At 49.5% G+C, this 26891-nt stretch carries 23 protein-coding genes and 1 pseudogene; 11 read left to right on the forward strand and 13 right to left on the reverse strand.

Going from position 1 to position 26891, the window contains the following annotated elements; all coding sequences use genetic code 11:
- Window positions 1–7 precede the first annotated feature (7 nt).
- From pilV to JDW22_RS01365, 4 genes are all read right to left on the reverse strand, one after another.
- Window positions 8–628: a type IV pilus modification protein PilV gene (pilV, locus tag JDW22_RS01350; protein WP_200521171.1), complete on the reverse strand. Its 621-nt coding sequence runs from the start codon at window positions 626–628 to the stop codon at window positions 8–10.
- 27 nt (window positions 629–655) lie between these two features.
- The gene (locus tag JDW22_RS01355) at window positions 656–1366 is read right to left on the reverse strand and encodes a GspH/FimT family pseudopilin (protein WP_200521933.1); all 711 of its coding nucleotides are present in this window, start codon (window positions 1364–1366) and stop codon (window positions 656–658) included.
- Window positions 1367–1398: 32 nt separating this feature from the next.
- Window positions 1399–2805 carry a replicative DNA helicase gene (gene dnaB / locus JDW22_RS01360; protein WP_200521172.1) on the reverse strand — a complete coding sequence of 469 codons (1407 nt, stop codon included), beginning with the start codon at window positions 2803–2805 and terminating at the stop codon, window positions 1399–1401.
- Between the two features lie 142 nt (window positions 2806–2947).
- Window positions 2948–3478 carry an inorganic diphosphatase gene (locus JDW22_RS01365; protein WP_200521174.1) on the reverse strand — a complete coding sequence of 177 codons (531 nt, stop codon included), beginning with the start codon at window positions 3476–3478 and terminating at the stop codon, window positions 2948–2950.
- Window positions 3479–3694: 216 nt separating this feature from the next.
- On the opposite strand from JDW22_RS01365, the gene JDW22_RS01370 reads away from it, so the two are divergent.
- The 5 genes from JDW22_RS01370 (at window position 3695) to JDW22_RS13830 (ending at window position 6426) form a co-directional block, all read left to right on the forward strand.
- Window positions 3695–4615 carry an energy transducer TonB gene (locus JDW22_RS01370; RefSeq protein WP_235964663.1) on the forward strand — a complete coding sequence of 307 codons (921 nt, stop codon included), beginning with the start codon at window positions 3695–3697 and terminating at the stop codon, window positions 4613–4615.
- Between the two features lie 54 nt (window positions 4616–4669).
- On the forward strand, window positions 4670–5329 hold the full coding sequence (locus tag JDW22_RS01375) for a MotA/TolQ/ExbB proton channel family protein (protein ID WP_003795772.1): 660 nt from the start codon (window positions 4670–4672) through the stop codon (window positions 5327–5329).
- Window positions 5330–5333: 4 nt separating this feature from the next.
- Window positions 5334–5765, forward strand: coding sequence for an ExbD/TolR family protein (locus JDW22_RS01380; protein ID WP_200521176.1), 432 nt, complete (start codon window positions 5334–5336; stop codon window positions 5763–5765).
- 169 nt (window positions 5766–5934) lie between these two features.
- A complete protein-coding gene (locus JDW22_RS01385; RefSeq protein WP_200521177.1) occupies window positions 5935–6270 on the forward strand; it encodes a hypothetical protein in 336 nt (111 codons plus the stop codon).
- 24 nt (window positions 6271–6294) lie between these two features.
- Window positions 6295–6426: a hypothetical protein gene (locus JDW22_RS13830; RefSeq protein WP_268884204.1), complete on the forward strand. Its 132-nt coding sequence runs from the start codon at window positions 6295–6297 to the stop codon at window positions 6424–6426.
- A 154-nt stretch (window positions 6427–6580) separates the two neighbouring features.
- On the opposite strand, the gene JDW22_RS01390 is transcribed toward JDW22_RS13830, so the two are convergent.
- The 6 genes from JDW22_RS01390 to JDW22_RS01415 form a co-directional block, all read right to left on the reverse strand.
- On the reverse strand, window positions 6581–8056 hold the full coding sequence (locus tag JDW22_RS01390; protein WP_200521183.1) for an ABC transporter ATP-binding protein: 1476 nt from the start codon (window positions 8054–8056) through the stop codon (window positions 6581–6583).
- 517 nt (window positions 8057–8573) lie between these two features.
- Entirely contained in the window at window positions 8574–9002 is a 429-nt protein-coding gene (locus JDW22_RS01395) for an ankyrin repeat domain-containing protein (protein ID WP_200521185.1), read from the reverse strand.
- Window positions 9002–9169 (reverse strand): hypothetical protein, encoded by a 168-nt coding sequence (locus JDW22_RS01400; protein WP_200521186.1) that lies wholly within the window; start codon window positions 9167–9169, stop codon window positions 9002–9004. Before JDW22_RS01400 ends, JDW22_RS01395 begins: the two co-directional genes overlap by 1 nt.
- Before the next feature lie 274 nt (window positions 9170–9443).
- Entirely contained in the window at window positions 9444–14195 is a 4752-nt protein-coding gene (locus JDW22_RS01405; RefSeq protein ID WP_200521188.1) for a calcium-binding protein, read from the reverse strand.
- Window positions 14196–14211: 16 nt separating this feature from the next.
- Window positions 14212–15021 carry an RTX iron-regulated FrpC family protein gene (locus JDW22_RS01410; RefSeq protein ID WP_200521190.1) on the reverse strand — a complete coding sequence of 270 codons (810 nt, stop codon included), beginning with the start codon at window positions 15019–15021 and terminating at the stop codon, window positions 14212–14214.
- A gap of 118 nt (window positions 15022–15139) precedes the next feature.
- Window positions 15140–15937 carry an RTX iron-regulated FrpC family protein gene (locus JDW22_RS01415; protein WP_200521192.1) on the reverse strand — a complete coding sequence of 266 codons (798 nt, stop codon included), beginning with the start codon at window positions 15935–15937 and terminating at the stop codon, window positions 15140–15142.
- A 336-nt stretch (window positions 15938–16273) separates the two neighbouring features.
- On the opposite strand from JDW22_RS01415, the gene JDW22_RS01420 reads away from it, so the two are divergent.
- On the forward strand, window positions 16274–16927 hold the full coding sequence (locus tag JDW22_RS01420; RefSeq protein WP_200521193.1) for an IS1595 family transposase: 654 nt from the start codon (window positions 16274–16276) through the stop codon (window positions 16925–16927).
- A gap of 7 nt (window positions 16928–16934) precedes the next feature.
- On the opposite strand, the gene JDW22_RS01425 is transcribed toward JDW22_RS01420, so the two are convergent.
- The 3 genes from JDW22_RS01425 to JDW22_RS01435 all read right to left on the reverse strand — a co-directional run bounded on the left by JDW22_RS01425 (window position 16935) and on the right by JDW22_RS01435 (window position 20278).
- Entirely contained in the window at window positions 16935–17375 is a 441-nt protein-coding gene (locus tag JDW22_RS01425; protein WP_200521195.1) for a hypothetical protein, read from the reverse strand.
- Window positions 17376–17414: 39 nt separating this feature from the next.
- Window positions 17415–18179: a hypothetical protein gene (locus JDW22_RS01430; RefSeq protein WP_200521197.1), complete on the reverse strand. Its 765-nt coding sequence runs from the start codon at window positions 18177–18179 to the stop codon at window positions 17415–17417.
- 473 nt (window positions 18180–18652) lie between these two features.
- Window positions 18653–20278, reverse strand: coding sequence for an ABC-F family ATPase (locus JDW22_RS01435; RefSeq protein ID WP_200521199.1), 1626 nt, complete (start codon window positions 20276–20278; stop codon window positions 18653–18655).
- 182 nt (window positions 20279–20460) lie between these two features.
- Here JDW22_RS01435 and JDW22_RS01440 point away from each other — a divergent pair, with 182 nt between their 5' ends.
- The 5 genes and pseudogenes from JDW22_RS01440 (at window position 20461) to JDW22_RS01465 (ending at window position 26515) form a co-directional block, all read left to right on the forward strand.
- On the forward strand, window positions 20461–20643 hold the full coding sequence (locus JDW22_RS01440; RefSeq protein WP_200521201.1) for a DUF2061 domain-containing protein: 183 nt from the start codon (window positions 20461–20463) through the stop codon (window positions 20641–20643).
- A 164-nt stretch (window positions 20644–20807) separates the two neighbouring features.
- On the forward strand, window positions 20808–22604 hold the full coding sequence (locus JDW22_RS01445; protein WP_200521208.1) for an acyl-CoA dehydrogenase family protein: 1797 nt from the start codon (window positions 20808–20810) through the stop codon (window positions 22602–22604).
- A gap of 231 nt (window positions 22605–22835) precedes the next feature.
- Window positions 22836–23705 (forward strand): annotated as a pseudogene (locus tag JDW22_RS01455) (IS256 family transposase, variant Zn-binding type); the annotation flags it as partial.
- 136 nt (window positions 23706–23841) lie between these two features.
- Window positions 23842–24456, forward strand: coding sequence for a GyrI-like domain-containing protein (locus JDW22_RS01460; protein ID WP_200521222.1), 615 nt, complete (start codon window positions 23842–23844; stop codon window positions 24454–24456).
- Between the two features lie 541 nt (window positions 24457–24997).
- Complete coding sequence (locus JDW22_RS01465; protein WP_200521223.1) at window positions 24998–26515, forward strand: AmpG family muropeptide MFS transporter; 1518 nt, start codon at window positions 24998–25000, stop codon at window positions 26513–26515.
- Window positions 26516–26891: the final 376 nt, after the last annotated feature.

Raw genomic sequence — 26891 nt, forward strand, 5'->3', positions numbered from 1 at the left:
TTTTTACTTAGTTTGCTACTCGTAATACATAGCTATAATCATTGAAACGATCTTTTGTGCTTTCAGAACGCCAAACTACTTTAATAGTAGTATAAGCGCCACCAGATTGACAATTAGTAATCATATTTTTTCCTGAACTATCTAAAGTAGGTTGCTCAGGTTTTTCTTTATCTAAACAGATTGTATAGATAACAGAAGATACTGTAGAGGACTCTGGTTTAATAAGATTTTCATACAATTCAGACTCAAATTGTTTTTTATATTCATCTGCTATTGATGCTTTTGTATATTCGGTATTGGTTGTTGGTGAAAATGGGGTAATATTTCCAGTAATTGGTACTGGTGACTGAGTAAGATAAGATGCATAACTATGATAGTAATTTCCGCTTGATGTTTTGACTAAAGTCCCATTCATTAGCATAGATTCTGCTAATGCTTCTGTGCTTTGTGAAACTAAACTCTTATTTTCAGCTTCAGTTAATCCAGAAACCGAACGTAACTGGGTTGCCATAAGTGCCAACAAACCTAAAGTTAGTAAAATAACAGAAACAATTACTTCAACAAGTGTTGAGCCCTGAATGTTTTTCTTTTTTGCGAAAGCTGGAGTGTACATTTTTTTTGAAATCATGGTCTAAATCCAAGAAAAATAAAATTTCTATTTAGTGCAGAATTTAACTAAATCACCCGAGAGTGCATCTTTTGCAGAAGCAGAAGAACCACATGTGCTTGTATTACCCATTGGCGTAATTAATGCATATCTAACGGGAGAATTGGTTCTACTTGCATCTTTAACGGCTAAACGAACATATTTCGAGCCAAATTCGTATTGATTAACAAAACCCGCATAATTACTTGCAGGAGATGAAGAAGCTGCTGTTTTTCTATAACCAAATGAACCATTAGGTAAAAAAACAAACATATTGGATGGTGATGCACTACAAACAGTACCTGCAAGATCGCAAATTTCAGTTTTGACGCTCATCTTATTATTTGCTGAGATATTGGGACCATTTAATGTAACAGTTCTTAATGCAGAATCTTCTGTGGCATCATATTTACCGTCTCTATTTTCATCCGCAAAAATCAAAATACCATCGCTGATTTTTGTTTCATCGCAAACACCAGTATTCCGACCATCTTTTCTAATCAGAACACCACATAGCAAAACGGGAGTATTCATGCGAACAGCCTCAGTTCTTGCAAAGCGGAACGCATTAGCAATTTGCTCTGAACGATTTACCAAGCGCGAGTTGGAAACAAAATCGCGCATACTAGGAAAAGCAATAGCTGCCATGATTGCCATAATGGCAACGGTAACCATTAGTTCTAACAGGGTAAATCCTTGTACTCTTTTATCGTGTGGCATAGTTTTAACTCAAATTAAGGATGGTTAATCAATTATTCTGTGTTGCTTGCTGATTCTGGGATGTAGGCGGCATTTTCAAAACGAGTAAATTGTCCCATAAAGGTTAGAAATATACGCCCTGTTGGTCCGTTGCGATGTTTACCGATAATGCATTCTGCCAGCCCTTTAAATTGGCTTTGTTCTTTGGTGTAATACTCGTCGCGGAACATAAACATAATTAAATCAGCATCTTGTTCAATCGCACCCGATTCGCGTAAATCCGACATCATGGGGCGTTTATCTGTGCGTTGTTCTACGGTTCGCGATAATTGCGATAACGCGATAACGGGAACTTGTAATTCTTTGGCGAGTGCTTTGAGCGAGCGTGAAATTTCGCCTAATTCTGATGCGCGATTATCGCTGCGCCCCGAGCCTGACATCAGTTGCAGATAGTCAATAACAATTAAGCCTAATTGGTTTTTGAATCGTCTAGCGAGCCGCCTTGCGCGGGCGCGTAGTTCTAATGCGCTTAATCCTGCGGTTTCATCAATAAAAATAGGCGCATCGGTTAGCTTGGCGACGGCTTCGTTTAATCGTTCCCAATGTTCGTCTTTCAGGCTGCCGTTTTTTAGAACGCTTTGATCAAGTCGCCCTACGGAACTTAGCATACGCATTACCAGTTGCGTGCCACCCATTTCCATTGAAAATACAGCGACAGGACGTTTCCCGCTAATGGCAACGTGTTCGGCGATGTTGATGGCAAATGCGGTCTTACCCATTGAAGGTCGCCCTGCCACGATAACTAAATCGCCTGCTTGCAAGCCTGATGTCATTCTGTCCAAATCGGTAAAACCTGTGGCGATGCCTGTTACTTCATCGGGGTTATCGCGTTGGTACAGCATGTCAATGCGTTCAATGTTTTGTTGTAACAAATCAGGCATTTCTAGGAAGCCTTGTTTGGATTTTGCTGTGCTTTCGGCGATTTGGAAGACTTGATTTTCGGCTTCGTCTAGCAGTTGTTCCGCGCTTTTTCCTTGCGGATTATAGGCATTTCTAGCAATTTCTGTTCCAGTCTCGGCAAGCTGGCGGATAATGGAGCGTTCGCGGACAATTTCGGCGTAGCGACGGATGTTGGCAGCGGATGGGGTGCTTTGCGCAAGCGTAAGCAGATAGTCAAACCCGCCTGCGTGGGTGAGCTGGTCGTTGCGCTCTAATGCTTCTTGCACGGTAACGATGTCGGCGGGGCGGCTTTCGTTAATCAGCGTTGAGATGGCGCGGTAGATGAGTTTGTGTTCGTGGCGGTAGAAGTCGTTTTCGGTGAGGATGTCGGCGATGCGGTCGTAGGCACTGTTTTCAAGCATCAAGCCGCCCAACAGGGATTGTTCGGCTTCTATGGAATGGGGCGGGAGGGCGATGTTGCGGACTTCTGTGTTGTTATCTGGGATGGGGGTTTCTGGCATGGTTAAATAAAACTAACGTTTTTTGGCACTTTGTTAAATGGTTTTGATGTTGTGTGTGCGTTGTTAGAAATTTGATTTGAAATGTGAATATTGGTTTTCAGGCTGCCTATCAAAGCGTGTATTAGGCAGCCTGAAAATGGTTTTATTGTTTTTTCCAGCGTTCTTGCGATTCGCGGATAACTTGTTTGGCTTCTTCTATGTCGCCCCAGTGTTCCACTTTGGTTGTGCCTGCTTTTTTCAGGTCTTTGTAGTGGTTGAAGTGAAATTCGATTTGTTTGATGAGTTGGGCGGGCAAGTCGGCTAGGGTTTGGATGGCGTTGCCTGTGTCGCGGTCGTCTGCGGGTACAACGACGATTTTGTCGTCCACTTCGCCGTCGTCCACAAATTTCATTACGCCGATTACGCGCGCTTCCATGTAAATGCCTGTGGGCAAGGGCGTGCGTGTGATGATGAGCGCGTCCAATTCATCGCCGTCCTCGTCTAAGGTTTGGGGGATGAAGCCGTAGTTGGTGGGTTTGGCGAAGATTTGGGGTTCAACGCGGTCTAGCTTCATCACGGCGTTTTTTCTGTCCCATTCGATTTTGTGCGCGCTGCCTTCGGGGATTTCAATCACCACGTTGATGATACCGTTATCCACGTCGCCCGCGTCTAAGATTTTGTTGAAATCTGCCATTTGGTTTTCCTTTGTTGGGTGGGGTTGAAATGCGATTGATTATAAACGATGGGGTAGGGCTGTGCAAAGAATGGTTAAGCTGAGTTGCTTTTTCAGGCTGCCTGTGGGCGTTTTGTAATTTTTTGTTGCCATTTTGGCTAGTCAAATGTTAATTGTTTGCATTATAATTTGACGATGATGAAAAATAATCCTTTTTTGAAGCTGGCGGTAATTGGTTTGGTTACGCTATTACACGCCGGCGTAATTGCTTTGTCGTGGAACGGTTTTAAATCGCCCGAGCCTGAACAAGCAGATGCGATGGCATTTGTGGATTTGGGTTCGGTTACGGGCGATGACAAACCGTTGGGCGATGGCGCGCCTGCGCCTTTGGAACAGCCCGAGCCGCCCCAGCCTCAGCCGCCTGTTGAACAGTCCAAGCCCGAACCCAAAGTTGAACCCAAGCCCGAGCCGAAACCTGAACCGAAGCCCAAGGTGGCGGAGCAGCCGAAAGTTGCGGCGGTGGTGCGCAATGATAAACCTGCTGATTTCAGGCAGCCTGAAAAGGTGGTGAAGCCGCAGAAGCATGAGCCTAAGCCAGAGCCTGTCAAGCAGCCTGAAAAACCCGTTGAAAAACCGCAGCCGGTAAAAGTTGAACATCCGAAGCCTGCCGTTACTCCGCCTGCTAACGCTAATCCAGCTAACACAAGCAACAGCAGCGCGACGGCGAATAAAGACGCGGCTAACCGTGCGCCCGATAGCATGGGCGGCGGCGGTTCGTCTGCGAACAGCAAAGTGCCGCAAAACGGAGCGGGGGATAAAAACAGCGATGGTGGCGGCAAAAAAGGCGATGCGCCCAAGCCGTCTAATGCCAACCACGCGAGCACAATAGCCAATGGCGGCTATATCAGCCTGCCCAATCCGCCTTATCCGCGCTCTGCGGCGGAGCATGAAGAAGAGGGCGTGGTGAAACTTTCGGTGCTGGTTAGCGCGGCAGGCAAGGTTATGAATGTGAAGGTAACGAAGTCTAGCGGCTCGGCGGCATTGGATAACGCGGGCAAGCGGGCGGCGCAGTCGGCAAGTTATCAGCCCAAGAAAATTGATGGCGAACCCGTTTCAACGGAGTTTAATACGCAATTTACCTTTAAGCTGGATAGATAGTTTTCAGGCTGCCTGAAAGCAAATGTTTTTTAATCACTTTATGAAAGTAAACGAATGAATTTAGGATTGGTTTTTAAAAGCGGCGATGCTGTTTTGATTGGTGTGTTTTTGTGTTTGATTGCCATGAGCATCACAACTTGGGTGCTGATTTTGCTGCGCGGCGTGCGTTATCGCGCGGCGCGGCGTGCCAACCGCGTGGCTGCCGAGGCGATTTGGGCGGCAAAAGATTTGGCGCAGGCGGAGCAGCAAGCCAAGCAAATTGACGCGCCGATTAGTGATTTGGCGTTGGATGCGATTCGGGCAAACCAGCAGTTCCATGCCACGCAAAGCTCCATGCTGTCGGCGAGCTTGCCGCGCAACGCTTACTTGGAACGCGAGATGCGCCATAGCATAGGCAAGATTTTGAGCCGTTTTGAAGGCGGCATGATGGCGTTGGCGACCATCGGTTCAACCGCGCCGTTTGTGGGGCTGCTGGGCACGGTGTGGGGGATTTACCATGCGCTGATTAACATCAGCAACAGCGGGCAGATGAGCATTGCGGCGGTGGCCGGCCCGATTGGCGAAGCATTGGTGGCGACAGCAGTGGGCTTGTTTGCCGCGATTCCTGCGGTGCTGGCGTATAACGTGTTTATGCGCGGCAATAAGAATTTGAGCCGCGAACTGCATGGTTTTGCCCATGATTTTCATGTCCAACTGATTAACGAGAAGGAATGAGGCGATGGCTTTCAATGTAAACGAAGGCGGCGAAGACGCGCCGATGAGCGATATTAACGTTACGCCCTTGGTGGACGTGATGTTGGTGCTGCTGATTGTGTTTATGATTACGATGCCTGTTTTAACGCACTCCATTCAAATCAATTTGCCCACCACGAGCAACAGCAAAGAAGAGCCGAAGCAGGATGTGAAGCCGATTAACTTGCAGGTAGATGCAGCAGGCAAATATGTATTAGGTGCGGAATCAACTACACCAGTAGATTTGATTGAGATAAAAGCAAAACTGAAAGAGCTGGCGAAAACCAATCCCGATACGGTTTTGGCGATTGATGCGGATAAAGATACGCCGTATGAGAACGTTGCCAAGGTGTTGGAAGCAGCGAAAGACGCGGGGATTGCGAAGGTGGGCTTTCGCTTGGAAAACACAAAGCAGTAGATTGAATGGAAAAGAAACCGTGTTACTTTGTTGTGGCACGGTTTTTTGGTTTTAGCTTTGCAACTCCGCTACGCTATGCTGGCTGCCCGTTGGTTTGTGCGATAGGCAGCCTGAAAACGGGCGAAGCGCAAACGGGAATGTATTTTCAGGCTGCCTTGGGATTGAGACGATGGATGTTTTTGAATTGGCTTGCGGCGGGATGCAGATGAGTCGACAGCCGCTGCGTGTGCTGCTAAGCGAAGACCCGCTGCCGTTGATGCAGAATTGTTGCTTTGTGGAATTGGAGCTTGGGCAGCTAACGCTTGCGCTGGATGAGGGCAGCCGCATGGTGCGGTTGCCGAACGGCTTGGAAGCGATATTCTTGGATGCGCGCAATGATTTGCTCACGCTGTGGCTTACGCCTGATGCGCAGCGCGAAAGCGGGGTTGGGTTGGTGCAGGTTTGGCTGGACGCGCAGCAGTCGGAAAGGATTGGGGCGGTTATCGGGGCGTTTGCGGCGGCATAGCATAGTGGCAGCCTGAAATCTCAAATGGAATGGCGGCGGTTCGTTGCCGATTATGAGCAAGACGCTCCATTGGTTACAAGTTTTGCCAAGGTTTCAGGCTGCCTAATGGTTTGCACGACGGGCAGCGCGCGGAGCGAAGCGCAGTTACACCGCTAAAACAATTAATCCAACACGGCAGAGGCAGCCTGAAAACGGTGAAACGGGTTTTCAGGCTGCCTTGTGTTTCGTTTATCCGTCCCGCTTAATTTTCCCCCATTTTCCGCCTGCCAAACTGCGTTTCAGGCTGCCTCGGTATCCGTTCCGCGCCTACTCAATCCTCCTCCCATCCGCCTGCCTGCCAGAGCCTGCGGTACACGCCGTTTTGGGCGAGCAGTTCGCTGTGCGTGCCGCTTTCGGCGACTTGTCCGCCGGAGAGCACGATGATTTGCTGCGCGCCGCTGACGGTGGAGAGGCGGTGGGTGATGACGATAACGGTTTTGTCCTGCACCAGCGCGTCGATGGCCTGCTGCACGGCGACTTCGCTTTCGGTGTCGAGCGCGGCGGTGGGTTCGTCCAGGATGATGATGGGCGCGTTTTTCAGCAGGGCGCGGGCGATGCTGATGCGCTGTTTTTCGCCGCTGGAGAGTTTGCCGCCGATGTCGCCCACGCGGGTTTGGTAGCTTTCGGGCATCGCCATGATGAAGTCGTGGCAGCGGGCGGTGCGGGCGGCGGCTTCGATTTCTGCGTCGCTGGCATTGGCTTTGCCGAGGCGGATGTTGTTGGCGATGGTGTCGTCAAACAGGTAAACGTCTTGGAAGACGACGGAAATCTGCCGCATCAGGTCTTCTTGGGTGAGGGCGCGGATGTCGGTGCCGCCGATGAGGATGCGCCCCTGCTGCGGGTCGGCGTAGCGCATGATGAGGCGGATGAGGGTGGTTTTGCCGCAGCCGCTGTGCCCGACCAGCGCGGTGAGGGCGCGTTCGGGGATGTGCAGGCTGACGCCGCGCAGGATGGGTTCGGGGTTGGCGTCGTAGTGGTAATGCACGTTTTCAAATGTGATGCCGAGCAGCGCGTTGGGCAGGGCTTCGGCGAGCAGGGCTTCGCGCTGGATGGTTTCCACTTCGCCCACCGCCTGTTGCAGGCGCGGCAGGCGGCTGCCGGTGCTGTTGGCGGCTTTGAGCACGGGCAGCCCCTGGCTGTATTCCAGCAGTTCCGCGTTCAGGCGCGCGTTTGCGCCGGCCAAACGGGCGCGGGCGCGTTCGGTGAAGGGCTGCGTCCACTGCTGGATGGGCACAATCAGGGGAAAGCTGAACAGCAGCGCCAGCCCGAGCCAGTCCCACAGCATCGCCAGCAGCGCGGTGGCCAGCGGCGTGCAGACGGCGGCAATCAGCATATTGCTGACAATCAGGGTGTGGTTGTAGGTTTCGTCTATCGTGCCCGCAAGCAGCGCGTTCAGCTCACCGCTGCGCTTGCGGTACAGGATTTGCAGCGGGATGCGGCGCAGGTGTTCGCCCATTTTGCGGCGTGCCGCATCGCCCGCGCGGGCGCAGTAGCCTTGGTAATCATAATCCTGCGAGCGCCAGCGGAACAGGGCGGAGAGCGCGAGCAGCACGGTAAGCAGCGCCAGCCAAAACGCTGCACGACCGTTTTTGCCCGCGCCCAGCGCCAGAAAGGCAGGCAGCAGCATGGCAAACCCCGCGCCCTGCAACAGCGCGGCGGCGATGCTGTCGCGCAGACAGCGTTTGAGCACCCCCGCCTGTTCGCCGGCGGCGGTGAGAATGGTGCGGTAAATGCGGACGGGGTTCATGGGAAGCTCCTTCTGGGTGGGGGGTTCAGGCTGCCTTTGGGGTGTTCCAACGGCATTTGAGGCAGTCTGAAAGCTGTTTCGTGCGGTGGTGTCTTTATGTATGTAGGTCGGATTCTTGAATCCGACGTTGCCCCGCAGGGGAAAATCCGTTTTCAGGCTGCCTTTGGTTGGCATGGGGCAAACGGTTGTCGGATACGGGTATCCGACCTATGGAGCTGTTTCACGCGGCTTTTGGTAGGTCGGATTCTTGAATCCGACGTTGCCCCGCAGTGGGAAATCCGTTTTCAGGCTGCCTTTGGTTGGCATGGGGCAAACGGTTGTCGGATACGGGTATCCGACCTATGGAGCTGTTTCACGCGGCTTTTGGTAGGTCGGATTCTTGAATCCGACGTTGCCCCGCAAGGGGGAAATCCGTTTTCAGGCTGCCTGTGGTGGTTTTTTCGGGCAACATCGGCAGTCTGAACATGGGTAGGGAATGTGGCTTTACCGTGCATGCGGTAGCCCGTAGGTCGGGCATTTATGCACGACATTGCTGGCGGGGTTTGTCGGGCATAAATGCCCGACCTACGGCAGCTACTTGTTCGCGCTGCTGTTCGGTGATGGTCATGCCTGCCTGCAAATAGAGTTCGGTGCAGACAATCATGTCGGCAATTCTGTCAGAGAGCGGGGCGGTATCCAACAGGCTGTCAAACGGGGTTTGCCCGCGCCGGTTTTTGGCGGCGGGGTTGGCGCCGTGCGCCAGCAGGAGTTTGACCAGCGGCGCGGTTCGGGCGAAATGGAGAATGGTGTTGCCGAACTCGTTGGCGTAATTGGCATCGGCGCCGTTTTGCAGCAGCACGGTGGCTTGCTCGGTGTTGCCTGTTTGGACTTGGTGATAGAGCGGCGGCTCGTCGTCGGCATCGCGGCGGAAATTGGCGTCTGCGCGGTGGTCAAGCAGCCATTGCATCAAAGCGGGCGGGGTGTGTCGCTCATTGCCAGTGGGTGAAATTTTCCGCCGCCGCGCTCGGTGGCGTTGATGTCGGTATCGGCATAGATGGCTTGCAGGACGGCAAGGTCGCCTGCTTGGCAGAGTTCGTGGAAGTTTTTGGGGAGGGTGGTTTTCTTTTTGGGCATGGGGCGTCCTTTGTGGGTTGGGGTGGGTTTCAGGCTGCCTTGAATGGCGTGGGAGGGAGGCTGTGCATTTTATGTTTTGTTTATAGGATAAGGCTTGCGGGGGAATTTGGCAGTAAATTTGTCCCTTATATATGCCCCAAAGACAGTACGGTAAGATGTAGCAACATCTTATATTTCTTATTTTGGATTACTATTATAAATTGATTAAGTATAAAAAAGCTAATTTTGAATCATCAAAATTAGCTTTTAATTCATAAAATACCAATAGAATATCTTAGCTTAATGGAGATAAGGTTAAGATAGGTTTGGTTGATAAATCTGCAGGTGCATTACTATTTTCAGAACTAACTGCTTGAACACCAAATACAGACATTGCTTGTCCTAAGTTGTTTGCCATTTGGGAGAACCTAGCAAAATCAGGGTTAGAAAGAATACCGTCTTGGAATTCAAAATGCTCAATCCGAGCATAACTACTAGAGAAGAAGTCCTTAATGGTAACGGAATCATCGCCGTTATAGCCGAATACAGTTAGATTACTGCCATTTTTACGGAATTTCACTTCGGTTGAAGCGATATCCGTGAAGCGAACAGTATCATCACCTTCTGCGCCATAACTATAATCATAAACCGTATCTTGTCCATGACCTTTAGCAAAGACATAAGTGTCTCCTTGCGTACCACCTTCTAAGTAGTCATTACCTGCACCACCGATTAAGGTATCGCTGCCATCGTTACCATACAGCTTATCATCGCCCTTACCACCATTCAACACATCTTCTTTACTGCTACCATAAATAGTGTCATTGCCATCTTCGCCATAGATGATGTTTTTGCCATTCCAACCCCAAATTGTTTCATCGGCATCTGTACCATGCAACTCAAAACCATCTTGTGTTAATTGAGTAAGGGTTAATGTTTTATCAGAAAATTCAAACTTCTCAATCTGAGCATAACTACTAGAGAAGAAGTCCTTAATGGTAACGGAATCATCGCCGTTATAGCCATATACAGTTAGATTACTGCCATTTTTACGGAATTTCACTTCGGTTGAAGCGATATCCGTGAAGCGAACAGTATCATCACCTTCTACGCCATAACTATAATCATAAACCGCATCTTGTCCATGACCTTTAGCAAAGACATAAGTGTCTCCTTGCGTACCACCTTCTAAGTAGTCATTACCTGCACCACCGATTAAGGTATCGCTGCCATCGTTACCATACAGCTTATCATCGCCCTTACCACCATTCAACACATCTTCTTTACTGCTACCATAAATAGTGTCATTGCCATCTTCGCCATAGATGATGTTTTTGCCATTCCAACCCCAAATTGTTTCATCGGCATCTGTACCATGCAACTCAAAACCATCTTGTGTTAATTGAGTAAGGGTTAATGTTTTATCAGAAAATTCAAACTTCTCAATCTGAGCATAACTACTAGAGAAGAAGTCCTTAATGGTAACGGAATCATCGCCGTTATAGCCATATACAGTTAGATTACTGCCATTTTTACGGAATTTCACTTCGGTTGAAGCGATATCCGTGAAGCGAACAGTATCATCACCTTCTACGCCATAACTATAATCATAAACCGCATCTTGTCCATGACCTTTAGCAAAGACATAAGTGTCTCCTTGCGTACCACCTTCTAAGTAGTCATTACCTGCACCACCGATTAAGGTATCGCTGCCATCGTTACCATACAGCTTATCATCGCCCTTACCACCATTCAACACATCTTCTTTACTGCTACCATAAATAGTGTCATTGCCATCTTCGCCATAGATGATGTTTTTGCCATTCCAACCCCAAATTGTTTCATCGGCATCTGTACCATGCAACTCAAAACCATCTTGTGTTAATTGAGTAAGGGTTAATGTTTTATCAGAAAATTCAAACTTCTCAATCTGAGCATAACTACTAGAGAAGAAGTCCTTAATGGTAACGGAATCATCGCCGTTATAGCCGAATACAGTTAGATTACTGCCATTTTTACGGAATTTCACTTCGGTTGAAGCGATATCCGTGAAGCGAACAGTATCATCACCTTCTACGCCATAACTATAATCATAAACCGTATCTTGTCCATGACCTTTAGCAAAGACATAAGTGTCTCCTTGCGTACCACCTTCTAAGTAGTCATTACCTGCACCACCGATTAAGGTATCGCTGCCATCGTTACCATACAGCTTATCATCGCCCTTACCACCATTCAACACATCTTCTTTACTGCTACCATAAATAGTGTCATTGCCATCTTCGCCATAGATGATGTTTTTGCCATTCCAACCCCAAATTGTTTCATCGGCATCTGTACCATGCAACTCAAAACCATCTTGTGTTAATTGAGTAAGGGTTAATGTTTTATCAGAAAATTCAAACTTCTCAATCTGAGCATAACTACTAGAGAAGAAGTCCTTAATGGTAACGGAATCATCGCCGTTATAGCCATATACAGTTAGATTACTGCCATTTTTACGGAATTTCACTTCGGTTGAAGCGATATCCGTGAAGCGAACAGTATCATCACCTTCTACGCCATAACTATAATCATAAACCGCATCTTGTCCATGACCTTTGGCAAAGACATAAGTGTCTCCTTGCGTACCACCTTCTAAGTAGTCATTACCTGCACCACCGATTAAGGTATCGCTGCCATCGTTACCATAAAGTTTGTCATTGCCTGACAAACCCATCAGGATATTGTTGTTGCTATCGCCATTTAAACTATCATCAGCAGCAGTTCCCAGTTTCCAACCTAAATTTTTGAGTGTGGTTTCACCAACAGCTGCGAGTAAATTATCAATGCGGTTCTCACGGGCAGCAGCATCATAGAATTGCGCCCATAGCACAGAGCCTTCTGTCCATTGTTTTAAACCCTCCGAGCCGTAAGCCAAAAATTCGCTTAAATCTACAAATGCTTTTTCGGGATTTTCTGCATGAACGCGTTTAAAGGCAGCCTGAACACCGCTGAAATCCAGTTTAAATTCGTTATTTTCCAGTTTGAAGCCGATCTCATTCAGATAGGGTTGCAAACGGGTTTGGAACAACAGGCTTTGGTAGATGTTTTTGGCGAGGTTTTCGTAAGTATCGTTGGTGACTTTAACGATATTAAGCACATCTTCTTCGCTCATGTAATAAAGCGTGCCGGAATCCTGTCCCGTGTAGGCATCGAGCACGGCAATGCGGTCGCGGGCGGCATCGATAGCTGCTTTGGCTTTGTCGGAAAGAGAAACCAAAGCGTTCTGTTTTAGTCGCGTTACTTGAGACGGGGTAAGAGCCACACCCCCGCTAGCCGTTTGCGTCCAACCGGTTGAAAGATGCATCGGCGGTTTTTTGCCCCATTCCGAATCGGTTTCCGCCCATTCGTGAATCAGACTGTCCAGCAATGCCAATTGGGCTTCTTTGGTATCGGCGGCGGAATAGGCTTTCAACACATTGGCCAAATCGCCGGACAACGCGGCGGCTTCGCGCAAATCGCGCAGACGGCCGATGCCCGCAAGATTGGCGGCTTTTGCCTGTTCTGCAGTGAGTTCCACTTTGTCTTTGAAGCGGCTGTGCAGGTTGTCGGCCGCCAACAGCAAATCGCCCGCTTGTGCAGTTGTGCCGTCTGTTTTGGTATAGCTGCCCTGCTGAGCCAAAGTGTTACCGTTGCCGAGATTTTTGTTTACGTCTTTATAGGCCACATCCAAAGATTGGATACCCAACTCTTCAAGGATACGCAATTCATTGGCTTGGGAAATACCGTCCTGATTGAGATCCTGCCATACGCGCAGGGTTTGGAATGCGGCATCTGCCGCACTGACGATACCGTCGCCGTTTGAATCCAATTCGGCCAAAGCCGCATAACCGTGTTTGGCAAAAGAGCCGTCTGCCAGCTTGGTGTTGTCGCCAAAGAGTTCCGCACCGTTGTCGATGATGCCGTTGCCATTCAAATCGCGCACCAGCAGACCGTCGTCGGGTGCAATCCAGCCAGTGGCGGTGCGGATGCCGTTGCCGTTGTGGTCGAAGAGGCTGCCTGAAAAGCCTGCCGCCGAAACGGTTTCGATGCCGTCGCCGTCCAAGTCTAGGGCGAGAGGGTCGTAGACGTGGTATTGGCCACGGCGATAGGGATCGAACATGCTACCCCAAGGCTTCAAGCATTCGTGTCCGTTGTCAAACCATCCGCCGTAACCGTCGGGAACAAACGGATTGGGCAGGAAGGGGACGCCTTTCCATTCGGGGTCGCGGGGTTGTTGCCAAGGATAAGGGAAAAAATTGGGTAGGGATGTGCCGGGTTGCGGCGTTTGATTTCCCGCTTCGCCCGCAGACGGATTGTTTTTTTTCTGATTGATTTTTTCCGAAATTTGATTGGCCAAATCTTTGCTTAATCCGACTGCCCAACCGCCGATTTTCTTCCAGCCGTCTATGCTGTAATCTATTCCCAGTTTGGCAAAATCTTGATTTAATCTATCTTGAAAACTAAACGGTCTTTCCTTCCAGGCATCCCCAAATCCTTTTGCTAATGATGAAGCCAGCCGAGCTGCATTATCCCGCGTGCTTCCACTGGGGTTGCTTACCGGATGGTTGCCTTCGATACGCTCTTTTTCCATACCCAAGCCCACACCCCAAGAGCCGTCGGGTAAAATGCGGTTAATAACCAAATCGATGGCGGCACTGGAAGGAATACCGTTGTCGGTAACGGCTCTGTAATAACTGCCTTCAATTTCATCGGTATTGGGCAACCTACCATGATTTCTATCAATAAGCTCCACATACTGTCTGAAATGCTGTAGTGCGACCCTGTCAAACTTTTCCAGCCGTGCTTCCCGACCGGCTGTATCGTCCCATAAGTGCTCCACAGCTTTTTTCATCCACAGGTTCAAACCGTTTAAATCTTCACTGCTGCCGATAATGGCGGCCGCATTGTCGGCATAGCGGTCGCCCCGACCGGCCAAATACCGCCATCCGCCATAGGTGTCGCCCCTGCGGACATAGCCGCGTAATGTTTGGATTTGTGCTTGTGTTAATACGACTTCGCTCATAATGAACTCCTTAAATTTATTTGCTCGGATTGTTTAAAAAACTTTGTAACAACTGCTCCACCTGCCGGTGGTAACCTATCACTTCCTGCTGTGTGAGCTGCTGTTTTTCCCTAGTAAAAGGGTAATACTCCACCGTAAAACCATTGATGCAGGAACCTACGCTGGTGCTGTAATTATCCTCATCATTCTGTTTTATACGGTTATTCCAATGGGTAATAATAGCCGGATTGCCTCCTTTCTTAACGTAACGGATTTCATGGATATACGGATTTTCGGGAATGGATGTTTTTTCTTCATAGGCTTCGTATTCGGGATAGTCGGACGGGATTTTTTTAAACCCCCAATCCAGCAGCCATTTCCCCATTTCTCGGTTTAAATGGCAGGTGGATTTTTTGATGACAATATCGTCCATACTGTCCAAGCCGTCTTTGAGGGCTTGGATAAAATGTTCCCTATTGTTCCGGTTATAGGGTTCGATAACCCAGCCTTGATTGGTTTTACGGTAATGCACGCTGACGGTAACGAAATTGTCGAAATAGCTGTCCTGACCCGGCGTATCCGAAAACCACCGGTTGTCTTTCGAATACCGGGCGAGATAGCCGTAGGGAATAACCAGTTTTGTACCCATCAGATTAAACGTAACCGTGTGTTCGAACCCGGTAACCGGTTCGGGATTGTTAAAACTTTTCTTTTCTTTGGCTTGGTGTTCGCGCACGGTTTTCATGGTTCTTTCGTTTTCGCTGGCGGGTTCGGTTTCGCAGGCGGATAGGACAAAAATGCTTCCGAAAATGAGGGCAAGACGGGAAAAGGCAATAGATGGTTTCATGGTGTTTCAGGCTGCCTCATGCTGCTTTCCACGGGTGTCGCCGCGATTGACATAGCCGCGTAATGTTTGGATTTGTGCTTGTGTTAATACGACTTCGCCCATAATGAACTCCTTAGGTTTATTTGCTCGGATTGTTTAAAAAACTCTGTAACAACTGCTCCACCTGCCGGTGGTAACCCACCAATTCCTGCTGTGTAAGCTGTTGCTTTTCCCTGATAAACGGATAATACTGCACTCTGAAGCCATTAATACAAGAATTTACACCAGTGCTGTAATCATCCCCACCGTATCTATGATAATTTCGATGAGTGATAATAGCCGGATTCTCCCCTTTCTTAATATAATAGATTTCATGAAAATATGGGTTTTCCGGAATAATCCTTTTATCTTCATAAGCCTCATATTCGGGATAAGCGGACGGAATTTTTTTAACGCCCCAGTCTATCAACCACTTTCCCAAATCTTGAGTTAAATGACACGTTTCTTTGCGGATATCGATATCGTCCACGCTGTCCAATCCATCGGTCAGAAATTGGATAAAATGTGCTTTGTTCTGTCGGTTATAAGGTTCGATAACCCAACCTTTATCCGTTTTTTTGTAGTAGACGCTAATTCTTATGAAATTATTAAAATAGGCATCTTGTCCCGGAGTGTCGGAGAGCCATTTTGTGGCATTGTCTTCCGTATATCGTGCAAGATAGCCGTAAGGAACAACCATTTTTGTCCCCAATAAACCAAATGTAACGGTGTGTTCAAACCCCGTAACCGGTTCGGGATTGTTGAAACTGATTTTTTCTTTGGCTTGTCGCGCCCTCACTGCTTTTCGGGCAGCCGCTTCTTCTCCGACAGGTTCGCATGCAGTCATGATAAAAATACTCCCAACAATAAGGATAAATAATTTAGTCAGATAAGGCATCGTTTTCTTCCTAAAAGGATAAATAATTGTAATTGTTTATAAATATTCACATTTATTAAATCTTTTGGAAGCGTTATCAAACTCCTCAGGAGTTTAAGCGGCCAAGATAGTGACCGAAGTCAGACCAAAATTTGTATTCTTTCAAAAATGGCGGGAAAGATTTGCAATCGATTCTGTTGTGTTTTCGTAAGGCGCATTTTCTTGAATTTCAAATTCTTGATGCTGCTGATGTGGTTTCGGCGGGACAGACGTTGCTGTTCGGATTGCGAATCGGTGACTTTTATGATGTTATCTTTTGGGGCTGTACTAGATTAGCAGATATGTTACCCTCGAAATATGAAGATAACACACTGCAAATTAAAGAAAAAAGTACAGAAAGAGCTGCTCTGTTTTTTTGTACTCGAAGTTACCGCCCGTTCTGCCGCTGATATTTTGGGTATTCATCCCAATTCGGCAGTCCTGTTCTACCGCAAAATCCGTATGGTCATCAACCATCATTTAGCCTTGACTGCCGATGAGGTTTTTGATGGCTCTGTCGAGTTGGACGAAAGCTATTTCGGCGGACGGCGTAAAGGCAAACGTGGTCGCGGTGCGGCAGGAAAAGTGGTTGTCTTCGGCATTCTGAAACGTAACGGACGGATCTATACCGTTGTCGTAGATAATGCCAAGTCTGATACTTTGATGCCTGTTATCAAACAGAAAATCATGCCGGACAGTATTGTTTACACGGATAGCCTGAGCAGCTACGACAAGCCGGACGTGAGCGGTTTTATCCATTACCGCATTAACCATTCCAAGGAATTTACAGACCGTCAGAACCACATCAACGGCATTGGGAATTTTTGGAATCAGGCGAAACGCGTCTTGCGCAAATACAACGGAATCGATCGCAAATCTTTCCCGCTGTTCTTGAAAGAATGCGAATTTCGGTTTAACTTCGGCACACAGTCCCGACAGCTAAAAATCCTTCGGGATTGGTGTGGAATTTAGGGCTAATCTACGTTAGTCCCTTAATTATTTTTTCGCGAGAAATCTCTCCTGTTTCAGCAATATTATTTAATAATCGCTCTGCCATTCGATTTGAAAATTCATTATATTTTTTATCGGAGTATTCATTGCCAATCCCTCGTTGGTTCATTACTTCTTTGGTTATCGCTCTTAATGCCAAGTCAGTACGATCGCCACTATGACTGTTGGTACTCGCAGCTACATCAAACCATTTCCTAATGGCTGCGTTTTCGTAAGAGTAAATATCAATAGATGTGCCGTGTCTGCCGCGAAGAGTATCGTGGGGGACATTGTTATACAGATAATGATATGCTGCGCCATAATGCCCATCTTGTTGAAATCTATCAATTCTTGCTTGAAGTTCTTTGCGTTGGGTTTCATTTAATCTGTAATTCACGCGAGGAGAGTTATTAGGACTGTTGCTATTCATTTTAAATACCTTTCAAAAAATAAATTTATTTAAAATCAATTATTTAGCTATATTTAACTCAAAAAAATCAGCAATTTTTTCATTATTTTCAACAAATTCCGCGATAATTTCAGGATGGTCTAAAACATTTTCATTACTTTCAATAGTATTTCTTAACTTCTCTGCAAATTGGGAGGGTGTTTTTGCATTTGCTACTACTTCATACGTTAATCTATATCCTCCTTTTAGAATTGTATAGATATTAAAATAATATCGGAAAGAACTGTTAGGAGTCTCATTGTTAAACCGAATAAAGCTAATAGATAAAGGTCTATGCACAGAGATAAAATTCTTTTGAATGAAAATACTATCGCTAACGGGGCTTGTCTTATATAAAGCCATGCCGTTTTTACTGCCTAAGTAGCTTGCGCCAAGTGCTGTTGCCTTATGCAAGGAATATTCAAATGGATCTGATTGGAGCATACGTTTTTCTTTATCATCTAGGGGGAAAATAGCATAAATATCAGCACTTTTGCTGTGTTGCTCCATTACGCATTTCAGACTTCCATCAAATTTAGGCTGTGAAAATGCCAATCTATCAACATGCAAAGTAATGCCATTGCCAAATAATTTTTCGTTTTCTACATGCTGCCCTGATATTCCCCAAATAACGCAATTAGGCAAGGAGACAGGCATAATTTGATTGGAGACTTTTGATTTCAAATAAATTGTTTGAATTTTGTTATTTATGGCATTGCTTTCTTTGTTTGGAAATTGCTCTTTACCACAACTTGAAAGAGTTAATGCACACAACAAAATCATCATCTGGTTTTTTATGTAGCCACCTTACAATTCCGTATTTTAATCGTCTGATTCTAGATAAACTATTTTTAATAATTAAAAATATGTTCTAAAAATTTGTCAATTAAATTTTTTGCAATTGTTGCCAAAACGAAACATAAAGCAGCCATAAATTTACGTTTCTTTTCTGTTTGACTTTTCAGGCTGAAACCTTTGCAAATATAACTAATGGAGCGTCGGCGGCTCACCGACATTTTGGCAAACCAGTAATGCGATGTTTAATAAGCGGCTCCATTTTAGGTTTCAGGCTGCCGTTGGGGTTTTGCAAAGGTTTCAGGCTGGTTATAGTTGATTAAATTTGTACACGATAGCGTTGTAGCCTTGTATCATTTTATTTTAATTATTTAATCAACTGTATAATATAGGGCTTCAAGACAAAACATACAAAAAAGCAGCCTGAAACCGTTATCCCCGTTTTCAGGCTGCCTTTTTGCCAATCAAACCCCTTTCTTCGCCAAATAGCTCTCGTAATCCCCCAGATAATGCTCATAGCCGCCGTTGCCGTCCAATTCAATAATCTGCGTGGCAAGCGAGGACACAAACTGGCGGTCGTGCGAGACGAAAATCAGCGTGCCTTTGTATTTTTCCAATGCCATATTCAGCGACTCGATGCTTTCCATGTCCATGTGGTTGGTCGGCTCGTCCATAATCAGCACGTTGGGTTTCAACAGCAGCAGTTTGCCGTAGAGCATGCGCCCTTTTTCGCCGCCGGAGAGCACGCGCACGTTTTTGACCACGTCGTTACTGCCGAACAGCAGCCGCCCGAGTGTGCCGCGAATGACTTGCTCGTCGTCGCCTTCCTGCCCCCATTGGCGCATCCATTGGCTCAAATCCATGTCGCAGTCAAAATCGGCTTCATGGTCTTGCGGGTAGTAGCCGATGGTGGCTTTTTCCGCCCATTTGATGCTGCCCGCGTCGGGTTTCAGGCTGCCTGAATATTGCTCGTCAAACGCACCTGCCAAGAGTTTGAGCAGGGTGGATTTGCCCGCACCGTTCGGGCCGATAATCGCCAGCCGCTGCCCTGCTTCCAAGATGTACGACAGTTTTTCAAACAGGGTTTTGTCAAACGATTTGGCGAGGTTTTCCACTTCAACCGCTTGGCGGTGCAGCTTGTTTTTCTCGTCGGTTTCAAAGCGGATATACGGGTTTTGGCGGGTGGACGGTTTCACTTCCACCATTTCGGCTTTGATTTTGTCGGCCTGTTTCAAGCGGCTGGTAGCTTGGCGGGCTTTGGATTTGTTGGCGGAGAAGCGGGCGACAAACTCTTGCAGCTCTTGCAGTTTTTCTTTGGCTTTGGCGTTGTCTTTCAGGGCGCGCTCGCGCGATTGGGCGCTGGCGAGCATATAGTCGTCGTAATTGCCGGGGTAAACGGTGATGGTGTTGTAGTCCAAATCCGCCATATGGGTGCAGACTTCGTTGAGGAAGTGACGGTCGTGCGAGATAATAATCATGGTGGAGTCGTATTGGTTCAAAACGCCTTCCAGCCAGCGGATGGTATTGATGTCCAAGTTGTTGGTCGGCTCGTCAAGCAAGAGAACATCTGGTTTGGAGAACAGGGCTTGCGCCAGCAATACGCGCAGCTTGAATCCCGGGGCGACTTCTGCCATGGTCGCATTGTGTAAATCTTCGGAAATGCCTACGCCGCTTAACAGCTCCGCCGCGCGGGCTTCGGCGGTGTAGCCGTCATATTCGGCAAATTTCGCTTCCAATTCAGCGGCGTGCATGTAGTCGTCTTCGGTGGCTTCGGGGTTGGCGTAGATGGCATCGCGCTCGGTCATCGCCGCCCACATTTCGGTGTGCCCCATCATCACCACGTCCAGCACGCGCATGTCTTCGTAGGCAAACTGGTCTTGGCGCAGCTTGCCGAGCCGCACGCCGTTTTCTATGGCGACTTCGCCGCTGGTCTGCTCCAAATCGCCGCCGAGGATTTTCATAAAAGTGGACTTGCCCGAGCCGTTCGCGCCGATGAGGCCGTAGCGGTTGCCTTCGCCGAATTTGACGGATACGTTTTCAAACAGCGGCTTGGCGCCAAACTGCATGGTGATGCCGTTGGTGGAGATCATGTTTTATCCTTGTTGGTTTGTTAATTTATGCAAAGGGCGCGATTTTAGCATATTTTCGCGGCGTAACTTCTAACAGCATAGGCAGCCTGAAACCGGCTATCGCGGCAATATGTAAAACCAGTGGCGCGATTAAATAAGAAAGACTATCATTTGTGTGCTTAACATTTCCTGGGAGCACAATAATGAAAAAAACGTTTACTTTTGCGGTGTTGCATTTTAGCGTGGCGTTTGGCGTGGCGTATGTTTTGACCGGCAGCGTGGGCATTTCCGGCGCGGTGGCGTTGGTTGAGCCGATGGTGAACACGGTGGCGTTTTATTTTCACGAAAAGGCTTGGCAGAAGTTCGGCGGCAAATCGTCGGCATGATGCCCGAGCATTAAGGCAGCCTGAAAACGGATTACCGGTTTTCAGGCTGCCTTTTGCCGTGCGGCAAAGCGTGTGGCAAGCTGTGTTTCAGGCTGCCGTCAATGCCGAAAGCAGCGCGCTTGCCGTGTTAAAATGAAGCCGTTATCTCAACATAGGAGCCAGCCATGCGCTACCAAGCCCCCTTAAACGAACTCAATTTCGCCCTGCGCACCCACGGCAAACTCGCCGAGGTTTTGCAACTGCCCGCCACGCAAGCGTTGGAACTGGATACCGACACGGTGGCGGCGGTGTTGGATGAAGCCGCCAAGTTCGCCGAACAATCTTGGGCGCACACCAACCGCACGGGCGATGTGCACAGCGCAAAGCTGGCAGACGGCAAAGTGCACACGCACGCTGATTTGGCGGCGGCATATCGCCAATTTTGCGAAGCAGGCTGGGCGGGATTGCGCGCGCCGGCGGAGTTTGGCGGGCAAGGCTTGTCGGCGGTGGTGTCTGCCGCGTGCGAAGAGATGTGGTGCGCGGCAAATTTGTCGCTGTCGCTGCTGCCGATGCTCACGCTGGGTGCGATTGATGCCATCCGCAAGCATGGCAGCGCAGAGCAGCAAGCGGCATATTTGCCGAAAATGTGCGCGGGGCAATGGAGCGGTACAATGAATTTAAGCGAGCCCAACGCGGGTTCGGATTTGGCGCACGTTGCCACGCAAGCCGCGCCCGATGGCAACGGCGCGTATCACATCACAGGGCAAAAAATCTTCATCACTTGGGGTGAGCAGGAACTCACCGAAAACATCATCCATCTAGTGCTGGCGCGACTGCCCGATGCAGCGGCGGGCGTGCAAGGCATCTCGTTGTTTATTGTGCCCAAATTTTTAATCAACGCCGATGGCAGCTTGGGCGCGCGCAACGCTGTGCAGGTGGTGGGCTTGGAGCACAAACTCGGCATCCACGCCAGCCCCACTTGTACCATGCAGTTTGACGGCGCAACAGGCTATTTGGTCGGACGCGCAGGCAAAGGCTTGGCGTATATGTTTACCATGATGAAAGCCGCGCGGCTCAACGTGGGCATCGAGGGGCACGCCGTTGCCGAACGCGCCTACCAAAACGCCCGCGCCTACGCCGCCGAGCGCGTGCAAGGCGCGATAGACGGGCGCGATGTCGCCATCATTGCCCACCCCGACGTGCGCCGCATGCTCGCTGTGCAAAAAGCCACGCTTGCTGCCCAGCGCGCGCTGTATCTGCGCGCGGCGGCGTTGTTTGACTTGGCGGAAGGCTTGGCGGACAACGTGGCGCGTAAACAAGCCGAGCGCGAGTTGGATTTTTTCATCCCCATCATCAAAGCATGGCTCACCGACAACGGCGTGTTGCTCACCAACCTAGCCATCCAAATTTACGGCGGCGCGGGCTATGTGGAAGAAAGCGGCGTGGCGCAACTGATGCGCGATGTCCGCATCACACCAATTTACGAAGGCACCAACGGCATTCAGGCTGCTGATTTGGCAGGGCGCAAAACCACGGGCAATCAAGGCGCGTTGCCGCTGAAACTGCTCGCCGAGGGCAACACGCTTGCCGATGCACTCGCCCCCACCGCGCCCACGCTTGCCCACGCGCTGCGCCAAGCCATCGCGCTGGCAGAGCAAAGCGTGGCGCACATGGTGGACTACGCCCAAAGGCAGCCTGCGACCGAAGGAAGTCCCTTTGGGGAAAACGCCGGTTTCGCCGCCCATGCCTATTTGCAGCAAATGGGCGCAACGCTCGGCGCGATTGAGCTGGCGCGGGCGTATTTAGCCGCAGCGGACGCGCTGGCAGGCAAGCAGGAAAACCTGTTCGGCGCAGCGTTTTACCACGCGCAACAGCACACAGCGCAGGCGTATTTTGCCCATGTGTTGCCGCAGGCGGCAGGCTGGGCGGCGCAGGTGGCGGCGGTGCAAGGCTTGGCGGATGTGCCGCAGGATTGGTATTGAACGCGCGGGGATGATTGAATGGACGAGGCAGCCTGAAAATAAATCACAGCCGTTTTCCCCAAAGGGACTTCCTTCGGTCGCAGGCTGCCTTTATGTTATCCGCGGCGTAAGTAACAAAATGGAGGCTAAAAATCCCCGCAAGCCTTATCCTATAAGGCTTTAAAAGAGGTCAAAGTCTTTGAATACAAAAAATGCCCTTTTTGCGGCTCAAAACAAGTCAAAAGGAACGGCTGCCGAAACGGCAAACAACGCTACAAATGCCATGCTTGCGGCAGACAGTTTGATGGCGGCAGACGGCTTAATCCGCAGGAAATAGGGCAGGCATACAGCGAAGGCAAACAGACCGCCACACAGCTTGCCAAAACTTACGGATGCAGTCGGCAGACTATTCTGAGGCATCTCAAAAAAGTTCAAATTAAGGTGCATTTCATTTCTCCCGCAGCAGCCAACGTCATCATGGACACCACCTACTTCGGACGCAGTTTCGGCATCATGGTTTTGATGGACAGCATCAGCGGCAAAGCCCTATTCGTTAGCGAAGTCAAATACGAAACCAACGAACAATATTTCACAGCAATAGGCAGCCTGAAAGCCAAAGGCATTGAAATACAAAGTATTGTTTGTGATGGGCGACGTGGTTTGGCACAGATGTTTGCCGATATTCCCGTGCAGCTGTGTCAGTTTCATCAGGTTAAAACCATTGCCCGTTATTTAACGCGCAACCCGAAAACCGAAGCGGGCAAAACGCTATGGCGGTTGGCATTGACGTTGAAAAACAGCAAGCAATCCGACTTTGAACGCAATCTGCAAACGTGGTTTGAGCAATACCAAAGCTATTTGAACGAACGCACCTTTAACCCTGAAACAGGCAAATCGCATTACACACACAAGAACATCAGGAGTGCATACTTCAGCTTGAAACGCAATTTGGATGACTTGTTTGTATTTGAGCGTTATCCTGATTTGAACCTCCCGAACACGACCAATCTGCTTGACGGCACATTCTCGGACATGAAACGGCTTTTGGCGTGCCATCACGGTATGAGAAAGGGGAATAAAATTAGGTTTATTCAGGATTATTTCTCAGTTAAAAATAGCTGACAGCCTCCATTTTGTCCTATATGTCTTATGAAATTAGTATGACAAATTAAATGCAAAATAGTGACAAAACAAATGTATATATTTATATAACGCATACGGCAGCCTGAAACGCACTGGATAAGATAAGGAGATTATCGTGAAACAGGAATGGAAAAAATCCCACAAAAACCTATACGGCATCAAAATCGAACCCGTTTTGCTGGATGTTCCCGCACAGCAGTTCATCATGATAGACGGCGAAGGCAACCCCAATGCCGCCGATTTTTCCGAACGCGTGGGCGCGCTGTACAGTTTGGCCTATGCCGTCAAGATGAGATACAAAAAAACCGCCGCAGGGCGGGAGGTCGATGACTTTGCCGTTTATCCGCTGGAAGGCGTGTGGCGGCAGAAAACGCAGGCAGGACAGGGCGCATTGGACAAAAACAGCCTGGAATACACCATCATGATTGCCCAGCCCGATTTCATCACCCCCGAAATGTGGCAGGATGCGCTGGCCAAAACGCGCGTCAAAAAGCCCAATCTGCTTTATGAAGAAGTCCGCTTCGGGAGTATGTCGGACGGTCGGTGCGTCAGCATCCTGCACATCGGTGCGTTTGACGACGAACCGCGTTCGTTCGCCGAAATGGACCGTTTCTGCAGGGAGCACGGTTTGCAGCGCCGCAGCGATATCCATCGCGAAATTTATCTGAGCAATGCCAACCGCACTGCGCCCGAAAAACGCAAAACCCTATTGCGTTATGCCGTGAAATAGCGGTTTTCAGGCTGCCTGAACGGGGTGTTTTGCAGGAGGGACGGATATATCCGCCCTGTTTTTGTTTTGGCGGGGCAGGATAAAGGGCTTGCAGGCCCGAAACTTATTTCTGCCGCGCCACAAACTGCAACGCCGCCTGATAGCCGAACGTGCCCAGTTCGTAGGTCGGGCATTGATGCCCGACGTTTGCCCGACATTTTAGGTTGCGGCGTATTCAGTAAACAGGTCGGCGTTTGTCGGGCATCAATGCCAGACCTGAGACAACAGTTTGTTTTTACAATCGTTTCCGAATATCAAACAAGATTTCCGCCTGCGCGGGAATGACGGCGTTTCTTGTTTTCAGGCTGCCTTTGCTGTTGTACTGCCTTTTAGTTTCGCAACGCCGCTTCGCTACTCAGACCGTCTCCAAGGCTTTTGTAAAGGTTTCAGGCTGCCTCTATGCCGCCATTATCCATCCGCGCGGGCATAGGCAGCCTGAAAACGCCTGCCCCGCCCGAATGCTATAATCCGCGCTTTCTTTCCACCCCATTCAATCCGTCCCATGCAAACGTTCGCTCATTCGCTCAAAGGCTATCAAGACCGCCGCGCCATCGCCTTGCTGCTGCTCGGCTTTTCCGCCGGCATTCCCATTTTGCTGATTTTTTCCACGCTGTCGCTGTGGCTGTTGGAGGCGGGCGTGCAGCGCGAAACGGTTACCATGTTCAGCTGGGCGGCGTTGGGCTATTCGTTTAAATTCGTGTGGTCGCCGCTGATTGACGCGCTGCCCGTGCCGCTACTGTCGCGCGTGTTGGGCAAGCGGCGCGGTTGGTTGTTGCTGGCGCAGGGGTTGATTATTGTGGCGATTGTGTTGATGTCGTCCATCAATCCGCAGTTTTCAGGCAGCCTGAACGCGATGGCTTGGGGCGCGGTGCTGCTGGGCTTTTCGTCTGCCACGCAAGACGTGGTGATTGATGCGTATCGCATTGAAGCCGCGCCTGATGATAGCGCGATGCAATCGGTGATGTCGTCCACCTACACGGCTGGCTATCGGCTGGGCATGATTGTGGCGGGGGCGGGGTCGCTGATGCTGGCGCAATGGCTGGGTTCAACCAAGGCGCATTATGTTTACAGCGCATGGCAGCAGACTTATTGGGCGATGGCGGCGACGATGCTGGTGGGCGTGGCGGCGACGCTGTGGGTGCGCGAGCCTGTGGCGCAGCAGGCGCAAACGACGGAACAGAATGTGGGCGACAATGTGCGCTTGCTGGCGATGTTTGTGCTGGCGGTGTTGGCGTTTGTGTTCGCCTTTCGCCAAATCAACACGCTGCTGCCTGAAAACGCGGCTTCGCCTGTGGCGGCGTTGCTGTGGGAAACGCTGCGGCTGGCGGGGTCATTGCTGGCGGCGGTGGCGGTGGGCTTGGCAGCGGTGAAAATCAAATTGGTGCGCGCAGATGCGGTGCGCCGCGTGTGGATTGCGCCGCTGGCGGATTTTTTCGCCCGCTATGGCAAACGCGCGGTGCTGCTGCTGGCTCTGATTGGGCTGTATCGCATTTCGGATATTGTGTCGGGCGTGATTTCTAATGTGTTTTACGCCGATATGGGGTTTAGCAAGGTGGAGATTGCGGGTGCGGTGAAAACCTTTGGCGTGGCGATGTCTATTTTGGGCGGCATTGCGGGCGGCGTGTTGGCGCAGCGGTTTCGCTTGATGAACATGATGATGCTGGGCGCGGTAGCAGCGGCGGCAACCAATTTGCTGTTTGTGTGGCTGGCGATGCGCGGGCATGATGTGCCGCTGATGTACACGGCAGTCGGGCTGGACAATTTTGCCGCAGGCTTGGCGGGCACGGTGTTTGTGGCGTTTTTATCCGCGCTTACCAATATCCGCTTTACGGCGGTGCAATACGCGCTGTTTTCATCGCTGATGACGCTGCTGCCCAAAACGCTGGGAGGCTATTCGGGCGCGATTGTGAAGCAGATTGATTACACGGGGTTTTTCTTGTTTACCGCCGCGCTGGGTGTGCCGATTTTGCTGTTGGTTTGGTGGGCGGATAGGGTGTTGTTTCGGGATGAGGCAGCCTGAAAATGGGTTAGTGCTTTGTGGCTGGCTTTTGGGTGTAGAGCGGTAGGTCGGGCATTTATACCCGAACTTGGCGAACGGGATTTGTCGGGCATAAATGCCCGACCTACAAGCTATCCAGTAAAAATCGTTTGGTTCAACACCAAGCGGTTTTTTGTTTTCAGGCTGCCTATTTGTTGCAAGCGTGATGCTGTTTAAATGCGTGATTGGCGACGAACCGTCGCCGCTCCATTGAGGCAGCCTGAAATGAAGTGCGGCATCATAATTGAACGCGGGCGCAAACGTTGGGCAGCCTGAAACGCTTGCCCCGCGCCTCTTACGGCTTGCTGGCAAGCCGTGCGCTGGCAGGGTAATCGCTTTAACGCGCGATGGATATAGT

Origin of the sequence: Kingella bonacorsii (genome assembly GCF_016623605.1) — a bacterium.
GTDB classification, from domain to species: Bacteria; Pseudomonadota; Gammaproteobacteria; order Burkholderiales; family Neisseriaceae; genus Kingella_B; species Kingella_B oralis.